20 protein-coding genes, 1 tRNA gene and 1 other RNA gene are annotated in these 16,587 nt (G+C 71.4%); 16 read left to right on the top strand and 6 right to left on the bottom strand.

Annotated features, from left to right (window positions below):
* Positions 1-3: 3 nt before the first annotated feature.
* Complete coding sequence (locus BM333_RS14865) at positions 4-783, top strand: C40 family peptidase (RefSeq protein ID WP_245777308.1); 780 nt, start codon at positions 4-6, stop codon at positions 781-783.
* A gap of 66 nt (positions 784-849) precedes the next feature.
* Here the strand turns inward: BM333_RS14865 and BM333_RS14860 are convergent, their stop codons facing one another.
* Positions 850-1,590 carry a c-type cytochrome gene (locus BM333_RS14860; protein ID WP_092313520.1) on the bottom strand — a complete coding sequence of 247 codons (741 nt, stop codon included), beginning with the start codon at positions 1,588-1,590 and terminating at the stop codon, positions 850-852.
* A 138-nt stretch (positions 1,591-1,728) separates the two neighbouring features.
* Between BM333_RS14860 and BM333_RS14855 the strand changes: the two genes are divergently transcribed.
* The gene (locus tag BM333_RS14855; RefSeq protein WP_092313517.1) at positions 1,729-2,463 is read left to right on the top strand and encodes a 3-deoxy-manno-octulosonate cytidylyltransferase; all 735 of its coding nucleotides are present in this window, start codon (positions 1,729-1,731) and stop codon (positions 2,461-2,463) included.
* Positions 2,464-2,467: 4 nt separating this feature from the next.
* Here BM333_RS14855 and BM333_RS16360 read toward each other — a convergent pair whose 3' ends face one another.
* Positions 2,468-2,824: a four helix bundle protein gene (locus tag BM333_RS16360; RefSeq protein WP_425425139.1), complete on the bottom strand. Its 357-nt coding sequence runs from the start codon at positions 2,822-2,824 to the stop codon at positions 2,468-2,470.
* A gap of 108 nt (positions 2,825-2,932) precedes the next feature.
* Complete coding sequence (gene nudC, locus BM333_RS14845; protein ID WP_092313511.1) at positions 2,933-3,862, bottom strand: NAD(+) diphosphatase; 930 nt, start codon at positions 3,860-3,862, stop codon at positions 2,933-2,935.
* 286 nt (positions 3,863-4,148) lie between these two features.
* Between nudC and ffs the strand changes: the two genes are divergently transcribed.
* The 4 genes from ffs to BM333_RS14825 all read left to right on the top strand — a co-directional run bounded on the left by ffs (position 4,149) and on the right by BM333_RS14825 (position 7,075).
* Positions 4,149-4,244, top strand: an RNA gene (gene ffs, locus BM333_RS14840) — signal recognition particle sRNA small type.
* Positions 4,245-4,303: 59 nt separating this feature from the next.
* Positions 4,304-6,193: a DNA polymerase III subunit gamma/tau gene (locus tag BM333_RS14835; protein ID WP_092313508.1), complete on the top strand. Its 1,890-nt coding sequence runs from the start codon at positions 4,304-4,306 to the stop codon at positions 6,191-6,193.
* Between the two features lie 3 nt (positions 6,194-6,196).
* Positions 6,197-6,646: a hypothetical protein gene (locus BM333_RS14830; protein WP_092313505.1), complete on the top strand. Its 450-nt coding sequence runs from the start codon at positions 6,197-6,199 to the stop codon at positions 6,644-6,646.
* Positions 6,647-6,679: 33 nt separating this feature from the next.
* The gene (locus BM333_RS14825) at positions 6,680-7,075 is read left to right on the top strand and encodes a cupin domain-containing protein (RefSeq protein WP_092313502.1); all 396 of its coding nucleotides are present in this window, start codon (positions 6,680-6,682) and stop codon (positions 7,073-7,075) included.
* Here BM333_RS14825 and BM333_RS14820 read toward each other — a convergent pair.
* On the bottom strand, positions 7,072-7,686 hold the full coding sequence (locus BM333_RS14820; RefSeq protein ID WP_092313499.1) for a malonic semialdehyde reductase: 615 nt from the start codon (positions 7,684-7,686) through the stop codon (positions 7,072-7,074). The genes BM333_RS14825 and BM333_RS14820 overlap by 4 nt on opposite strands.
* Before the next feature lie 160 nt (positions 7,687-7,846).
* On the opposite strand from BM333_RS14820, the gene BM333_RS14815 reads away from it, so the two are divergent.
* The 8 genes from BM333_RS14815 (at position 7,847) to BM333_RS14780 (ending at position 13,810) form a co-directional block, all read left to right on the top strand.
* On the top strand, positions 7,847-8,176 hold the full coding sequence (locus BM333_RS14815; RefSeq protein ID WP_092313496.1) for a YbaB/EbfC family nucleoid-associated protein: 330 nt from the start codon (positions 7,847-7,849) through the stop codon (positions 8,174-8,176).
* 10 nt (positions 8,177-8,186) lie between these two features.
* Positions 8,187-8,789, top strand: a complete 603-nt coding sequence (recR, locus tag BM333_RS14810) for a recombination mediator RecR (RefSeq protein ID WP_092313493.1) — start codon at positions 8,187-8,189, stop codon at positions 8,787-8,789.
* A gap of 280 nt (positions 8,790-9,069) precedes the next feature.
* Positions 9,070-10,485 carry a DNA recombination protein RmuC gene (locus BM333_RS14805; protein ID WP_177221915.1) on the top strand — a complete coding sequence of 472 codons (1,416 nt, stop codon included), beginning with the start codon at positions 9,070-9,072 and terminating at the stop codon, positions 10,483-10,485.
* Between the two features lie 77 nt (positions 10,486-10,562).
* Complete coding sequence (locus BM333_RS14800) at positions 10,563-11,021, top strand: hypothetical protein (RefSeq protein ID WP_092313487.1); 459 nt, start codon at positions 10,563-10,565, stop codon at positions 11,019-11,021.
* Positions 11,022-11,031: 10 nt separating this feature from the next.
* Positions 11,032-11,226: a helix-turn-helix transcriptional regulator gene (locus BM333_RS14795; protein ID WP_092313484.1), complete on the top strand. Its 195-nt coding sequence runs from the start codon at positions 11,032-11,034 to the stop codon at positions 11,224-11,226.
* Between the two features lie 2 nt (positions 11,227-11,228).
* Positions 11,229-11,876 (top strand): hypothetical protein, encoded by a 648-nt coding sequence (locus tag BM333_RS14790; RefSeq protein WP_092313481.1) that lies wholly within the window; start codon positions 11,229-11,231, stop codon positions 11,874-11,876.
* A gap of 32 nt (positions 11,877-11,908) precedes the next feature.
* Positions 11,909-12,892 (top strand): TraB/GumN family protein, encoded by a 984-nt coding sequence (locus BM333_RS14785; RefSeq protein WP_092313478.1) that lies wholly within the window; start codon positions 11,909-11,911, stop codon positions 12,890-12,892.
* Between the two features lie 33 nt (positions 12,893-12,925).
* Positions 12,926-13,810: a TraB/GumN family protein gene (locus BM333_RS14780; protein ID WP_092313475.1), complete on the top strand. Its 885-nt coding sequence runs from the start codon at positions 12,926-12,928 to the stop codon at positions 13,808-13,810.
* 9 nt (positions 13,811-13,819) lie between these two features.
* Here BM333_RS14780 and BM333_RS14775 read toward each other — a convergent pair.
* Together BM333_RS14775 and BM333_RS14770 are read right to left on the bottom strand one after the other, a co-directional pair.
* Positions 13,820-13,893, bottom strand: a tRNA-Gly gene (locus tag BM333_RS14775).
* Between the two features lie 79 nt (positions 13,894-13,972).
* Positions 13,973-15,628, bottom strand: a complete 1,656-nt coding sequence (locus BM333_RS14770) for an amidohydrolase (RefSeq protein WP_092313472.1) — start codon at positions 15,626-15,628, stop codon at positions 13,973-13,975.
* Positions 15,629-15,708: 80 nt separating this feature from the next.
* Here BM333_RS14770 and BM333_RS14765 point away from each other — a divergent pair, with 80 nt between their 5' ends.
* Complete coding sequence (locus BM333_RS14765) at positions 15,709-16,035, top strand: hypothetical protein (protein ID WP_092313469.1); 327 nt, start codon at positions 15,709-15,711, stop codon at positions 16,033-16,035.
* Positions 16,036-16,044: 9 nt separating this feature from the next.
* Positions 16,045-16,476 (top strand): DUF488 domain-containing protein, encoded by a 432-nt coding sequence (locus BM333_RS14760; protein WP_092313466.1) that lies wholly within the window; start codon positions 16,045-16,047, stop codon positions 16,474-16,476.
* Positions 16,477-16,587 lie beyond the last annotated feature (111 nt).

Raw genomic sequence — 16,587 nt, 5'->3', positions numbered from 1 at the left:
CGTTTGACCGCAGCCGCCGCCAACTTCGATCCCCGCACCACCCTGGCCCGGCCCGATCTGGCCGAGCAGGCGCTGGAGGGTCTGGTGCGCGCCGACGCCTACCGGGCGGCGCGGCCGATGCGCTGCACCGCAGCGGTCGCCGACATCCACAGCGACGTCGACGGCGCCGATCCGATCGACGAACTCATCTTCGGCGAAGCCTTCGACGTGCTGGAGAGCCGTGACGACCGGGTCTGGGGACAGGCCCGCCGCGACGGGGTCGTCGGCTGGGTCGATCGCGCCGCCCTGGCCGAGGGCGCGCCGCGGCCGGGCGCCAGCGTCGCCGCCGTCACGGCCGCCCTGCCGCTCAACGCCCTGGTGACGGAACCCCGCGGCGACGAGTTGCGGCCCATTGGAGACTTCGAGCGTGATCCGGTGGCCGTCGCCGAACGCCTGATCGGCGTGCCGCACCGCCTTGGCGCCCGTTCCTCGCGCGCCACCGACTGCTGCGGCCTGGTCCAGCAGGCCCTCTACGCCTGCGGCCGCGCCGCGCCGCGCTACGCCGACCAGCAGGCCGAGCTGGGCGAGGCGGTCGACCGGGACGACGCCCACCGCGGGGATCTCGTGGTCTGGCTGCATCCGGGAGCCGGTCCGTGGAACGGCCATTCGGCCTTCCTGCTCGACGGCCGGCGCGTCCTCCACGCCAGCGGCGCGCACGGCGCGGTCGTGGTCGAACCCCTCGCCGAGGCCGAGGCGCGATACGCGGCCGACGGCTTCAGCCCCCCGCGCTTCCGCCGCCTCTGAACGCCTGCGGGAACGAAAAAGCCCCGCCGTCGCCGGCGGGGCCCTTTCGTATCGATCCGTCGCGACTCAGCGCGGGCTTTCGGTCGAGCTGTCGGCGGCCGACGGCGCCGCCGGCGATTCCTCGACGGTCGGCTGGCCGGCGGCGCCGGTGATCGGCGCGCCGCCGGCGGGGCCGCCGGCGTCCTCGGTCGCCTGGGACGCGCCCGGCGCGACTTCGACGCCTTCGGCGGGAGCCGCCGCGCCCGGCTGGCGGGCGGGATCCGGCGCCGGGATGGCGTAGCCGCCCGATCCCTGGCTGCGCAGGTACGCGATCAGGTTGATGCGGGTCTGCTGGTCACGGATGCCGGCGAAGGACATCTTGGTGCCCGGCACGTGACGGCCCGGGTTGGTGATGAACTGGTCGAGTTCGTCGTAGGTCCAGTTGGGCGCCTCGGCCTTGTGGGCGCTCATCGCGTCCGAATAGGCGAAGCCGGCGGCGTGCATGACGGGACCGCCGACGACCCCGAAGAGGTTCGGGCCGATGCCGTTGGCGCCGCCCTGGCTCACGTTGTGGCAGGCCTGGCAGCGGGCGAAGGCGGCCTCGCCGGCGGCGAGGTCGGCGACCGGGAGCAGGGTGCCCCAGTCCGGCGGCAGCTCGGCCTCGGCGGCTCCGCCCGCGGCCTCTTCCGGCGCGTCGACGAAGTAGCCCATCTTTTCAGGGGCCTCGGTGTGATAGATGGCGCCCGTCAGCTGCTGGACGCCGATGATGACGAAGGCGGTCGCCAGACCGGCGCCCAGAATCTTGTTCCACTTCAGATCGCCGCTCATGCGCGTCGTCGCATCCCGTCCGTTAGGGCCCGGCCGCGGAGACGGCGGGCGAATTCTTGCGTGGGCGTCTCTTACACGCTAGCGCGGCCTTCGCAACCGGCCCGGACCCGCCCGGGCGTCGCAGGCGGCGTCTGACCGATGAATCCCCTGATCCTGATCCCCGCCCGCATGGCCGCGACCCGGCTGCCGGGCAAGCCGCTGGCGGACATCGGCGGCAAGCCGATGATCGTGCGGGCGTATGAACGGGCCGCCGCCTCGGGGCTGCCCGTCGCCGTGGCGGCGGGCGATCCGGAGATCGTCGAGGCGGTCACCGCCGTCGGCGGCCGCGCCGTCCTGACCGACCCCGACCTGCCCTCCGGCTCGGACCGCATCCGCGCCGCGCTCGAGGCCATCGATCCCGAAGGCCGCCACGACGCGGTGATCAACCTGCAGGGCGACATGCCCTTCGCCGACCCCGGCCTCGCCCGCGCCTGCGCCGATCTGCTGGCCACCGAGCCGGCCTGCGACATCGCCACCCTCGTGGCCCCCGAAGCGGACGCCGCCGATCGGGCCAATCCCGACGTGGTCAAGGCCGTCCTCGCCCTGCCCGACGGCGCCGGTCACGGCCGCGCCCTCTACTTCACCCGATCGACCCTCTACGGCGACGGTCCCGTGTGGCGGCACATCGGCCTCTACGGCTACCGCCGCCACGCCCTCGAACGCTTCTGCGCCGCGCCGCCGTCGCCGCTCGAGAAGCGCGAGAAGCTGGAGCAACTGCGGGCGCTGGAGATGGGCCTGCAGATCTGGGCCGCCGTCATCGACGAGGCCCCGCTGTCGGTCGACAGCCCGGCGGATCTGGAGGCGGCGCGGGCGCTGGTGAGGGATGAGGGATAAGGCATTAGGGATGAGGTCCGTTCGCTGCGCCCCTCAATCGGAGACGCAGGGTATTCAGCATCCTTGATATCTCACCAGTCTGCTCCAGAAGCGGATCAATCTCCTCTACCGGCGCTAATCGCAAGCGCCTGATCATGATCAGAAATGTCTCCAGCTCTGCTGCCGAGCCTCGCGCGATGCTGACGAAGTGCGCGTAGTCCCGACGAGTGCCTCTGGCGTTGCCTTCAGCGATATTGGCCGCGATGGACGACGAACACCGAATGATCTGCCCGACGAGTCGATAGGTTTCTTCCTTCGGCATCCGCCTGGTCAGCGCATAGACCCCGCAGGCAAGGTCAATGGCCTTCTGCCAGACCGTCAGGTCCCGATGCGACTGAGGCGCGATGCTGTCCCCTGATCAGCCGGCCTACACTACTCCAGCCTGGTCGTCTGGTTAAGCGCCCCTTCCTCATCCCTCATCCCTTATCCCTCATCCCTCCTCGTCCACCCAAGCCTGCAGCAGGGTTCGCGCGATGGCGATCCGCGCCGGCGGCTTGATGGCGGGGTGGCTTCCGGCCAGCACCGCCCGCGCCTCGTCCCGGGTCAGCCACGCCACCGCCTCCAGCTCCGTCTGGTCCGGCGCGGCCTGGTCCGAGTCCACGTCGCAGAGCAGGCCGATCATCAGCTGCGACGGGAACGGCCAGGGTTGGCTGGAGTGGTAGCGCACCGCCGTCACCGTCAATCCGGCCTCCTCCTCGACCTCGCGGGCGCAGGCTTCCTCGATCGACTCGCCGGGCTCGAGGAAGCCGGCCAGGGCCGACATCCGCCCCTCGGGCCAGCTGGCCTGCCGTCCCAGCAGGCAGACCGGCTCGGCCCCGCCGCGGTAGACCGGCAGCATGATGGTCACCGGGTCGACGCGCGGGAAATGCTCCGTGCGGCAGGCGGGGCAGACCCGTTTCCAGCCGCCCGACGCCGTCTCGCTCTCCACCCCGCAGGCGGCGCAGAAGCCGTGTCGCGCTCGCCAGTCGAACAGGCTCTTGGCGACACCCGCCATGGCCGCGTCGGGCCCCGACAGCAGGGCGGCGGCCTCTCGCATCTCCATGAAGGCGCCCAGCCCGGCCAGCGGCCCGGCCGCCGGATCGAGTGAGCTCTCCACCTCCACGGCGAAGACCGGCGCTTCCTTCCAGAGCCCGAGGAACAGCTCCCGGTCGGGCACGACCGCGCGCGCATGCTCCAGTCCCAGCCAGGCCAGCCGCGGCCCCTCGGCATGGTCCTCGACCAGCGGCCGGCCCTGCCAGAGCACCATGGCCACAGCCTCGGGATTGGCCTCCTGCTCGACCAGCCACTCGGGATCGTTGCGCCGGTCGCCCGCGCGGTCGAGCGGATTGCCGGCGAAGGTGTTCAGGCGGGGGAGGGGCATGGCTCCTTCTAGCGCGGGGCCTGCGGGGACGCGACCCGGCGGGCGGCTGAGAAGAACACCGTCCGATGCGTCCACCATATCCGCAGTGACCGCTTCTGGCCCTGCTGCGGACTAAAAAACGCCGTCCGATGCGTCCGATGCGTCCGATGCGTCCGCATCGCCCACCCGGCGCGGTTGCGTATTCGATTGTCAAAGACCCGGACCGCAACCTGCGCCCGTCATACGCCAGAATCGGTCGCAAGCCCCCGGACGTCTTGCGTCCCGGCGCGTGAACCGTCATATCCCCGCGTGGAGATCGCGGGCGAAGGCTTCGCCAACCTGGTCAGGGCCGGAAGGCAGCAGCCACAACGAATCCCCCTTCGGGTCGCGGTCTCCACCTAATCCCCGACATCTTGAACCGGCGCCCTTAGCGTCTGCGTGCGCTCACGCTATGACGGAGCCATGAGCCACAGCGACCCGAGTCTCGACGGTCCCCCCTGGGACGAGGACGCCCCCGCGGCGGAGGTCGTCGAGCGCGACCCCAACACCGAGGATATGTTCGGCGCCCCCGAACCCGCCGGCATGCGCGAGGCCGAGGCCGCCGCTGCGCCGGTCGAGGCTGCGTCCGCGGCCCCGAAGCCGGCGCCGACCGCCGCTCCGGCCGCCGCCGCTGAAGCCCCCGCGGGCGAGGGCGAGGCCTACACCGTGCTGGCCCGCAAATACCGGCCGCGCACCTTCGAGGACCTGATCGGCCAGGAGGCCATGGTCCGCACCCTGACCAACGCCTTCGCCACCGGCCGCATCGCCCACGCCTTCATGCTCACCGGCGTCCGCGGGGTCGGAAAGACCACCACCGCCCGCCTGCTGGCCCGGGCCCTGAACAACGAGACCGACTCCATCGACCGTCCGTCGCTGGCCCTGACCGCCCACGGCCGGCACGACGCCGCCATCATGGCCGGCCAGCACATGGACGTGATGGAGATGGACGCCGCCTCGCACACGGGCGTCAACGACATCCGGGATATCCTCGAGAGCGTGCGGTATGCGCCGGTCGAGGCGCGGTACAAGGTCTATGTGCTGGACGAGGTCCACATGCTGTCGACGCAGGCGTTCAACGCCCTGCTGAAGACGCTGGAGGAGCCGCCGCCGCACGCCAAATTCATCTTCGCCACCACCGAGATCCGCAAGGTGCCGGTGACCATCCTCAGCCGCTGCCAGCGCTTCGACCTGCGGCGGGTGGAGCCGGAGATCCTCGTCGACCACCTCGGCCGCATCGCCGAGCGGGAGGGCATGCGCATCGAGCCGGACGCCCTGGCCCTGATCGCCCGCGCCGCCGAGGGCTCGGTGCGCGACGGCCTGTCGCTGCTCGACCAGGCCCTGGTGCAGGCCGAGAAGGGCGAGCTGGTCCAGACCACGACGGTCCGCGACATGCTCGGCCTCGCCGACCGCAGCCAGACCATCGCCCTGTTCGAATCCATCATGGCCGGGCGCACGCCGGAGGCGCTGGAGAGCTTCCGCACCCTGTACGGTTACGGCGCCGACCCGGTGCAGGTGACCAACGACCTGCTGGAGCACTGCCACGCCGCCTCGGTGGCCAAGATGCTGGGGCCGCAGGCCACCCGCCTGCCCAACGACCAGGCCCAGAAGCTGGCGGCGCTGGGGGCGGTGATCTCGGCCGGGACCCTGTCGCGGGTCTGGCAGATGCTGCTCAAGGCGCTGGACGAGGTCCGCCGCGCGCCCAATCCGGCCGACGCGGTCGAGATGGCCATCGTCCGCCTCGCCTACGCCGCCGACCTGCCGGGGCCGGAGGAGGCCCTGAAGGCCCTGCGCGACGGCGAGCCGGTCGGCGGCGGCGCCGCGCCGCGCGGCCCGTCCGGCGGCGGGGGAGGGGGCGGCGCCTCGGCCCAATTGGCCGCCCGGCCCGTCGCCGCGCCGGCCGCCCTGCCGGACCCGCAGTCGTTCGAGGCGGTGGTCGCCCTGATCGGCGAGAAGCGCGAGGTCGGCCTGCAGATGGACGTCCAGCGCTACGTCCGCCCGGTCGCCTTCAAGCCGGGAGCCATCACCTACGAGGCCGTCGAGGGCGCCCCGGTCGATCTCGCCCGCAAGCTGGCCTCGCGCCTCAAGGACTGGACCGGCCGCACCTGGCTGATCGCCGCCAACGGCCAGGGCGGCGGCGAGACCATGATCGAGGTCGACCGCCGCAAGCGCGCCGAGGAGCGCGCCGCCGTCGAGGCCGACCCGTTCGTCGCCGCCGTCATGGAGGCCTTCCCGGGGGCGAAGATCGGGGAGATCCGGACGCTGGCCGCGCCGGTCGAGCTGCCGGTCATTCCGGACGAGGCGGGGGAGGACTGAGGGTTGGCGGTCCCGGCCTTCTCAAGACGCAGCGTCATCTTCACCGGTGTTGGACTGCTCCTTCTGGGCTCCGCCTTCTATGTTCAGGCCCTCTCATTCACCCGATTCTGGCAGACGGCGGGGCTGTTCGCTGCGGGCGGACTGCTGCTTGCGCTGGCTCAGATCGGTCAGGCGCAACGCCGTCGACTCCACAGCGCCCTGCGGGAGAAGAAAATTCCATCAGCTCCCTTGTCGGATGGCGCCTATCTGGCGCTCCTCTGGCTCATGGCTGTGATGATGGTGCTTCCCGTCCTTCTCTGGCTGCTGTGGCCGGGGAGTCCCCGGGAACTGGATGCGTGGCTGGGATCGCTCTGGCTGGGCTGGGCGGGCGTCGTCGGCGTGATGACCTGGCTGCGCTGGAGAGAAGCGCAGATGCTGGAGTCCGGCGCCCGTCTCATCGACCCGGTTGCCTGAAGCGTTACGGCTGTCCCCCAGGAGATGAAAAGAATGGCGCGCAGAGACTTCGACCCTGCGAGGGTTCAGCCCGATGGACGGCCCGCCACCAAGGCCCCCCTGTTCGACCCGGCCGCCGAGGGGCCGTGGCGCGGGTCCCTGAACGGCGCGGTTCTCGGCGGACAGAACACCGTGCTGGCCTACGGAACGGATGTGGTCGGCGCGGGGCCGAGGCTGCACGTCCACCCCTACGACGAGACCTTCATCATCATCGAGGGTCGGGCCCGCTTCCTCGTCGGCGCTGCGACGCTGGAGGCGAGCGCCGGCGAGGTCGTGTTCGGGCCGGCGGGCGTGCCCCACCGGTTCGAGAATCTCGGCCCGGGCCGGTTGCAGACCATCGACATCCACCATTCGCCGGAGTGGATCCAGACGGATCTGGACGCGGACTAAAGGATCTCCGCCGCCTCTTCGAAGCTCAGACGCGGCGATCGGGGGAAGAGGTTCTCGTCCGTGCCGTAGCCGAGGTTGACGATGAAGTTCGGCTCCACCGCCGAGTTCGGGAAGAACTCCGCCTTCACGCCCACCGGGTCGAAGCCCGACATGGGGCCGACGTCGAGGCCCAGCGCGCGGGCGGCGATGAGGAAGTAGCCGCCCTGCAGCGAGCTGTTGCGGAAGGCGCTCTCGCGCCGGGCGGCCTCGTCGGCGAACCAGTCCCTGGCGCCGGGCGCGTGCGGGAACAGCTTCGGCAGGGCGTCGGGGAAGTCGAGGTCCATGCCGATGATGACGTTGACCGGGGCCTGCAGGGTCTTGGCCCGGTTGCCCTCGCTCATCAGCGGCGCGAGCCGCGCCTTGGCCTCGGGGGAGGTCACGAACACGAAGCGGGCGGGGGTGTTGTTCACCGCCGTCGGACCGAACTTCGTCAGGTCGTACAGCCGGCGTAGCAGCGCCTCCGGCACCGGCCGGTCGCTCCAGCCGTTGCGCGTACGAGCCTCGGTGAACAGCTGGGCCAGGGCCGAATCGGCGACCGGTCGATCCCGGACGGTGAGCGCGTCGAAAGCCATGGAAGAACCCTCCTGAATGGAAACAGCAACGAGTGCGGTATCAATTAGGGCGTCCGCCGAGCCGCGCCAGAGCGACTGGAACAAATTCTGTTGCAGATAGACCGGCGGCTGCGACGCAGCCCCCCTGTCGCCCGCGCCGGGAACGGCCTATCTAGGGCGCATGAAAGACCTCAACGCCCTGATGCAGCAGGCCCAGGCGATGCAGCAACGATTGCAGGACGCCCAGGCGAAAATGGCCGAAAGCAGCGCTGTCGGCACCTCCGGCGGCGGCCTCGTCTCGATCGCCCTGAAGGGGCCCGGCGAGATCACCTCGGTGACCATCGACGACAGCCTGATGGTCCCCGGCGAGGGCGAGATCCTCGCCGACCTGATCGTCGCCGCCCACGCCGACGCCAAGCGCAAGCTGGACGAGGTCAACGCCGCCCTGATGCGCGAGGCCGCCGGCCCGATGGCGGGGATGAACATCCCCGGCATGCCCAAGCTGTTCTGACGACGCGCGCGTGGCCGCCTCCGCCGGACCCGAGATCGAGCGGCTGATCGGCCTGCTCGCCAAGCTGCCCGGCATGGGCCCGCGCTCGGCCCGCCGGGCGGCGCTGGCGCTGCTGAAGAAGCGCGAGCAGTTGCTGGTCCCGCTGGCCGCCTCGCTGGCCGAGACGGCGGAGAAGGTGACCTCGTGCAGCGTCTGCGGCGCGCCGGACACCCGCGACCCCTGCTCGATCTGCTCGGACGGATCGCGCGACAACGGCCTGATCTGCGTGGTCGAGGAGGCCGGCGCCCTGTGGGCCATGGAGCGTTCCGGGGCCTTCCGCGGCAAGTATCATGTGCTGGGCGGCCTGCTGTCGGCGCTGGACGGGGTCGGGCCGGACGCGCTGCGGGTCGCCGAACTGGTCGGCCGGGTGAAGGGCGGCGAGGCGAAGGAGGTGGTGCTGGCCCTGCCCGCCACCGTCGACGGCCAGACCACGGCCCACTACCTGGCCGAACGCCTGTCCGGCTCGGGGGTGGAGATCACCTCGCTGGCGCGGGGGGTGCCGGTAGGCGGAGAGCTGGACTGGCTGGACGACGGGACGATCGTGCAGGCCCTGCGGGCGCGCCGGCCGGCGTGAGGACAAGCGCTATACGTCCGCCGCTATAACCGCGACATGTCGGGTCGACAGCGTCGACATGCGCGACAAGGTCGATTCGCCTCCTTCCGTGAAGTCGCCGCCTGCGTCCGGAACTGACGTAGCGGGTACGTAGCCTGCCCTGCGGTGGTGAACGATGAGGGCCCGATGACGAAGTCCCCGCAGGCGTGCGGACGTGTCCACGAGTTTTCGCGGACGCCGGATGGCTTGTCGTTTGTCTGCCGCGTGGCGGCCCGAGCCGACTCCCGGTAAGGAACGGAGCATGAACGCTCTCCTGCCCGTGATTTCCGTCCTCACCCTGGTCGCCGCCGCGGCGGCCGTGGTCGTCTCGGGACTGGCCCTGCAGGCCGCCCGCCGCGCCGCCCGCTCCGGGGAGGACGACAGGCTGCTGGCCGCGCTCAGCCGCGAGATGGCCGCCCTGCGCGGCGAGGCGGGGCAGAACGCCGCCACTCAGCGACAGGAGCTGCAGGGGGCTCTGAAGGCCCTGAGCGACAGCCTCGACCAGCGCGTCGGCGGTCTGGCGGCCAACCTGACCACTCATTTCACCGGCTTCGCCGAGCTGCAGCAGAAGATCGGCACCGACCTCGCCGACGGCCAGCACAAGCGGCTGTCCGAGACCAACCAGACGGTGCTGAAATTGGTCGAGACCTTGCAGCAGCAGCAGGCTGAGGGCCGCAAGGCCATGGGCGAGGAGCTGGAGAAGGTTCGCACGGTGCTGACCGCCAATATGGAGCAGCTGCGCAAGGAGAATGAGGCCAAGCTGGAGCAGATGCGCGCCACGGTCGACGAGAAGCTGCAGTCGACCCTCGACCAGCGGCTGGACGCCAGCTTCAAGCAGGTCTCGGACCGGCTGGAGTCGGTGCAGAAGGGGCTGGGCGAGATGCAGACCCTCGCCACCGGCGTGGGCGACCTGAAGCGGGTGCTGACCAATGTAAAGTCGCGCGGCACCTGGGGCGAGGTGCAGCTGGGCGCCCTGCTGGAGGACACTCTCAGCGCCGAGCAGTACGCCGCCCAGGTGGCGATCCGCCCGCGCAGCCCGGAAAGGGTCGACTTCGCCGTCCGCCTGCCGGGCCACGACGATCAGGGCCAGGTGTGGCTGCCGATCGACTGCAAATTCCCGCACGAGGACTACGCCCGCCTGCTGGCGGCGCAGGAGGTGGCCGACCCGGCGGCGGTCGAACTGGCCGGCAAGGCGCTGGAGAAGGCGGTGGCGGCTCAGGCCAAGTCGGTGGCGGAAAAGTACATCCATCCGCCGCACTCGACGGACTTCGCCTATCTCTACTTGCCGACCGAGGGGCTGTTCGCCGAGATCGTGCGCCGCGACGGCTTCGCCGCCGACTTGCGGGCGAAGTACCGGGTGGAGGTGGCGGGGCCCAGCAACCTGACCGCCCTGCTCAACAGCCTGCGGGTCGGGTTCCGCTCGCTGCAGATCCAGAAGAAGTCGAGCGAGGTGTGGACCGAGCTGGGCAAGGTCAAGACCGCCTTCGAACGCTATGGCGACGCCCTGCACGCCGTCGACAAGAAGCTGGACGAGGCCAAGAACAAGGTCTCTGACGTCAGCCGTAAGCACACGGCGGTGATCCGCAGCCTCCGCAATGTCGAGTCCGTGCCCCTGCCCGGGGGCGAACCCGCCGCCGACCGGCTGATCGGCTTCGACGAGGACGTCGCGGCCGAATGATGGACAAGCACGCTTGACATCGTCCCGGGCGCCTGGGTAAAGCGTCCTTGTCATTTGGACAAGGATGTTTGCCTCCCATGGCCCAAGGTCTCAAGCGCGTCGCCCTCTACACCTTCCTCGGCTTTCTCGGCCTGATCCTGGCGCTCGTGCTCGCCGGCGGGGCCGTCGGCTTTCTGGCGGCGCATGGCAGCGTCGATCCCGAGGCCGCACTCGTCTGGGTCATGGGCGGGTTCGCGATCCTGATCATGCTCGGCTCCCTCGCGGTCGGGGTCGGCTGGATGCGCGCCATCGACGAGGCGGCGCGCGAGGCGCACAAGACGGCGTGGTTCTGGGGCGGCTCCGCCGGTCTCGCCGTCGGCGGCGTCGCCATCATCATGGCGTCCCTGCCACAGGCCGAGACGGTCCGGATCCCGGCCTGGTTCGCGGGGCGGAGCGATCCGGTAGCCTATGCGGCCACCGGCGCCTTCGGCATGCTCCTGCTGATGCTGATCGGCTACACCCTCGCCTGGGTGTGGTGGTGGTGGCGGCGCCGGTGAGGAGCGCCCCGTGAACAATCGCCTCAAGGTGCTGCGCGCCGAGCGCAACTGGAGCCAGGCGCACCTGGCCGAGGCGCTGGGCGTCTCGCGCCAGACCGTCAACGCGCTCGAGACCGGGCGCTACGACCCCTCCCTGCCGCTAGCCTTCAAGATCGCCCGGGTCTTCGGCCAGCCCATCGAATCCATCTTCTCCGAAGGAGACTGAGAATGGCTCGTGTCGCCCCCTTCAGCTCGCGGCCGCGCAAGGCCGGAAAGATCCTCGGCCTGCTTCTCGTCGGCATCTGCCTCGGCGTCGCCGGCTACCTCGTCGGCGAACGCGTCGCGGCTTCCGGCGCCTTCGACGGCCTTCCGGTCCGCTGGGCGGACCTGCTGGCCGTGTTTGTCGGCATGATCATGGTCGTCGCCGCCGTGGCGACCTCGCTGATCAGTCTGAGCCCCGCCTTGCTGGCGCGGACACTGAACCTCGAGGGCCAGGCCGGACCGGACGAGATTCGCGACACCCGCCTCCAGGCCCTCATCCTCGCCCTCTCGGGGGTGATCGTGATGCTGCCGCCGCTACTCGCGATGGTCGATGTCGCGGCCGCACCGGCGCTTGCCCTGCTGGGTCTGCTGCTGGCCGCACACACAGCCCTGAATCTCACCCTGTACCGGCGTGTCGACGAGCTGTTCCGCCGCGCGGTGGTCGAGGCGGGCGCCCTCACCTTCTGGCTGGGGCAGGGCGTGCTGTTTCTCTGGGCCGTGGCCGAGCGGCTGGGCGTGGCCCCCGCCCTGACCGGCTGGGACATCTATGTGGTCCTGCTGACCGCCTACCTCATCGCCTCCGTCGGCGTCGCCGCCCGGCGCGGCCTCGCCTGACTTTCCATTCCATCTCGCCTCCGGAGCTGCCCATGAACCGCGTTCGCCCCCTCCGCCGCCTCGCCGCCGACGCCGCCCGCACCGCCGTGGGCGCCGTACTCGGCCTCGGCCTCGCCGCCGCCATCGCCTTCCAGCCGGCGCAGGTCTTCGCCCAGACTCCGGCGTCCGCGCCGGCCGCCGCCGAGCTTCCGGGCATCCCGCGCGCCGACGGGGCCGGGCCGGCCCTGTGGGTCGTGCGCGACGCCGACTCGACCATCTACCTGTTCGGAACCGTGCACATGCTGCGCCCGACCACGGCCTGGGGCTCGGAGCGGGTCGAGCGGGCCTTCGCCGAGGCCGACGAACTGTGGCTCGAGATCTCCAATCCCGACGACCAGGCCGCCCTCGTGCCGCTGATCCAGCAGCACGGCGTCGACCCGACCCAGCGCCTGACGCTGAAGCTGTCGTCCGGGGAGCTGACCCTGTTCGACAACGCCGCGCGCACCATGGGCGCCAACGCCATGGCCATGGACAACCTGCGGCCCTGGCTGGCCGCCCTGACCCTGTCGATCGCGCCGCTGCAGCGCGCCGGCTACGACCCGCAGTCGGGGGTGGAGCTGATCCTCAAGGCCCGCGCCGGGGCGGCGGGCAAGCCGGTGAAGGGCTTCGAGACCATCGACAAGCAGGTGCGCATCCTCGCCGGCTTTCCCGAGGCCGACCAGATGGACTTCCTGACCAGTACCCTGGACGCCTTCGAGGACGCCCCCGTCGAGCTGGACCGCCTCGTCGAGGCCTGGGCGCGCGGCGACGTCGCGGTGATCGAGGAGCTGGGCGTCGCCGACATGCGCGAGGAGAGCGAGGAGATCTACCAGGCCCTGCTGGTGCGCCGGAACGCCGACTGGGCCGGGCAGATCCAGCAGCTGCTGGCGGGCGAGGGCACGGCCTTCGTCGCCGTCGGCGCCGCCCACCTCGCCGGCGACGACAGCGTCCAGCGCCTGCTGGAGCAGCGCGGCGTGGAGGTTGACGAAGTCCCCTGATCGGGCAGGCTTGGGCGCCCGGGAGGAGGGAACATGATCCGTGTGAGAGCCCTCCTCCTCGCCGCCGCCGTACTGTTCTGGGCGGGCGCAGCGGCGGGACAGGAGGCCGGCGCCGCGGCAGGCCCGCGCCTCTGGGTCGCCCGCGTCGCCGATTCCACCATCTACCTGTTCGGCGCGCCCTCAATGCTCCGACCCGAGACAGACTGGTGGAGCGAGGCGCTGGAGACCGCTTTCGATGCAGCCGACGCGCTGTGGGTGGAAGGCGACGCGGAGGCGTCGCCATTCCTGGCCGGTCAGCTCGTGGCGCATGGCTTCCAGCCGGACGGAAATCTGGAAGCCCTGCTGACGCCGGCGGAATGGACGAACGTCGTCGCCACGGCCGAGGCTTCCGGCGTGCCGGTCGCCACGGTCCGAACCATGCGGCCATGGCTCGCCGCGAGCTGGGCGCCCAACGTCTGGTATCTGATGGCCGGCTACAGCCCCGAGGCGGCGCCGGGGCCGCTGTTCGTGGCCCAGGCCCGTGCAGCCGGAAAGACCGTGCATTCGATCGAGGCGCCCGAACAAGCCATCGCCTTCCTGTCCGGCCGCCCCGAAGCGGAGCAGGTCGCGCTTCTGCGGTTCGGGCTGGCGGCCCCGGAAGCTCTCGTGGCCGAACTCGACGCCGCGGTGGCCGCCTGGCTGAAGGGCGATGCAGACCGGAGCCGCGAACTCGGGACCGGGCGTTTGCGGGAGCTCAGCGAGCCATTGCACCGGGCGATGATCGGCGGGCGCAACAGGGCCTTCGCCGATCGCATCATCGACCTGCTGGCGGAGCCCGGGACTAGCTTCGTGGTGGTCAACGCCGCCGCCGTCGGCGGCCCGGACGGCGTTCCGGCGCTGCTGACCGAGCGCGGCGTGAACGTCGAGGCGGTGCAGTAGGGGGGAGGCTGGAGCGGGCAGCGGGAATCGAACCCGCACGAAAAGCTTGGGAAGCTTTCAGGCTACCACTACATCATGCCCGCGGAGCCGGACGCAGACTTAGGGCGAATGGCGGCAAGCATCAAGCGGGGCGGCTCCGGAAGGGCCGCCCCTTTCGCGACCTCAATCGGCGCGGTGGACGATCACCCCGTCGACCACGGTCAGGGTGGCCTGCCCCTCGAGGATGTCGGCGGGCGCGGCGGTCATCAGGTCGACGTCGAAGGCGGTCAGGTCGGCGCGCTTGCCGACCTCGATCGTGCCCAGCTCGGCCTCGCGGAAGCTGGCGTACGCCGGCCAGAGGGTGAACATCTTCAGGGCGGTGGCGCGGTCGACCGCCTCCTGCGGCCGCCAGTCGGGGCCCTGGAAGCCCTGCAGGTCGGCGCGGGCGATGGCGGCGTAGAACTCGATCAGCGGCGAGCCGCGCTCGACCGGGGCGTCCGAGCCCCCGACCACGATGACGCCCCGGTCGACCAGGCTGTGCCAGGCGTAGGCGCCGTCCAGCCGGGCGTCGCCGAGGCGCGCGGGGGCGAAATGCAGGTCGCCGATGGCGTGGCTGGGCTGCATCGAGGCGATGATCGGCAGGTCGACGAACCAGTGATAGTCGCCCGGGCGCAGTATCTGGGCATGCTCGATGCGCCAGCGCACGTCGGCGCCGTTGGGGCGATCCTCCGGGGCCACGCCGGCCATGGCCTGCTGGTACCACTCCATCACCGAGGCGTTGCCGCGGTCGCCGATGGCGTGGGTGGCGATCTGGATGCCGGCGCGCAGGGCCTGCTGGTACAGCGGCACGATCTCCTGCTCGCCGATCTGCATCAGGCCGGTGGTGTCGGGGCGGTCGGCGTAGGGCTCGAACAGGGCCGCGCCGCGCGAGCCGAGGGCCCCGTCGGCGTAGTATTTCACCGCCCGGGTGATGATCCGCCCGTCGGCGACGCTGCGCGGGCCCGAGGCGAACAGGGCCTGGGCCCCGTCGGGGGTGACGCTGTTGTAGACCCGCAGGGGCGCTTCGCCGGCCGCGGCCATCTGCTCCAGCAGGGGGATGTCGCGCCACGGGGCGCTCATGAAGTGGATGCCGGTCCAGCCGTATTCCGCCTCGACCCGGAAGCCGGCGCGGTAGGCCTCGCGCAGGGCCTCGGGGTCGGCCTGGGGCATCAGGCCGGCGACCAGCTGCTCGGCGGCGTCGACCAGCAGGCCGGTGGGGCGGCCGGCCTCGTCCTTGAGGATTTCGCCGCCCGAGGGCGCGGACGTCGAAGCGTCGATGCCGGCGGCGGCCAGCGCCGCGGAGGAGGCGACCACGGCGTGGCCGTCGGCGCGGCCGAGCAGGACGACGCGGCCGGGGGCGGCGGCGTCGAGATCGGCGGCGGTCAGGAAGCGGGCCTCGGGCCAGTGCGTCTCGATCCAGCCGCGGCCGACGATCGGCCCCTCGGGGTGCGCCTCGGCCCAGGCGGTCAGGCGGGCCATGGCCTCGGCGACGGAGGCGGAGCCCTCGAGATTCAGGGTCAGCTCGCGCCAGCCGATCCCGTCGAGGTGGGCGTGGCCGTCGGTGAAGCCGGGGAACAGGGCGGCGCCCTTGAGGTCGACAGCTTCCAGCCCGTCCGCGGCCGGCGCGCCGGCGGCGGCGCCGACGTAGACGATCCGGCCGTCGCGCACCTGCACCACCTCGGCGGTCGGGGCGGCGTCGACGCCGGTGTAGATCGGCCCGCCGCGGATCACGAGGTTCTGAGCCTCCGCGGAGGTGGCCGCCCCGGCGAGAAGAAGGGCGAGGAGCAGGCTGCGGCGCATCTGACGGTTCCTGAGACTGGCGGAGTTCGGACTCGCCTTAGCACAGTCGGTCCGTCAAGCTCCGGATCCGGAGGAAGGTCATGATCGCTACCGCCCTTTTGCTGTCCGCGCTCGTCGCGAGCCCCGATCCGGAGCCGCCGCGGGCCGAGCTGTGCCTGGCCCATGTCGAGGCGATGATCGCCGAGGCCCAGCGCGAGACCGGCATGGTCGCCGGCCCGAGCTGGTTCGTCCGCAGCTGGTGGATGGCCCGCCTGCCGGAGGAAAAGGCGCCGGAGGCGTGGTCCGAGGAACAACGGCAGGCCCTCGCGGCTTCAATGCCGGCGCGCAAGACCGCGGATGCGGAGGCCTACAGGGCCGAACTGCAGTCCTGCGTGGACGAGGCCATCGAGGGCGGCGCCCTGCCCTGAGGAGCGATAATGAAGCTGTTCACCATCGGCTACGAGGGCGAGCCGCAGGCGGCGGTGATCGACCGGCTGAAGGCGGCGGGCGTGAAGGTGCTGGCCGATGTGCGGGCGGTGGCGGCGTCGCGGCGGGCGGGATTCTCGAAGACGGTGCTGGGCTCCAGCCTGGCGGAGGCCGGCATTGAATACGTCCACCTGCGCGACCTCGGCACGCCCAAGGCGGGGCGGGACGCGGCGCGGGCGGGGCGGATCGGCGAGATGCGGTCGATCTTCGCCGAACACATGCAGGAGCCGCCGTCGCAGCTGGCCTACGAGCGGCTGCGCGAGATCGCGAAGGACCGTCCGACCGCCCTGCTGTGCTTCGAGGCCGACCACGCCGGTTGCCACCGGGCGGTGCTGGCCGAGCGGCTGGCCAGTGAGGACGGGTTCGAGGTGGTGAACCTGTAGGTCCCTCTCCCCTTGCGGGAGAGGGAGACCGCACGCGGCGGCGAAGCCGTTGCTCTTGTGCGGTCGGGTGAGGGGTCGCACGGTCGCCGTGTGCGCGACCCCTCATCCGAC

Source organism: Brevundimonas viscosa, assembly GCF_900116065.1.
GTDB classification, from domain to species: domain Bacteria; phylum Pseudomonadota; class Alphaproteobacteria; order Caulobacterales; family Caulobacteraceae; genus Brevundimonas; species Brevundimonas viscosa.
The sequence above is the reverse complement of the archived record's forward strand: the minus strand, read 5'-3'. Positions and strand labels throughout refer to the sequence as shown.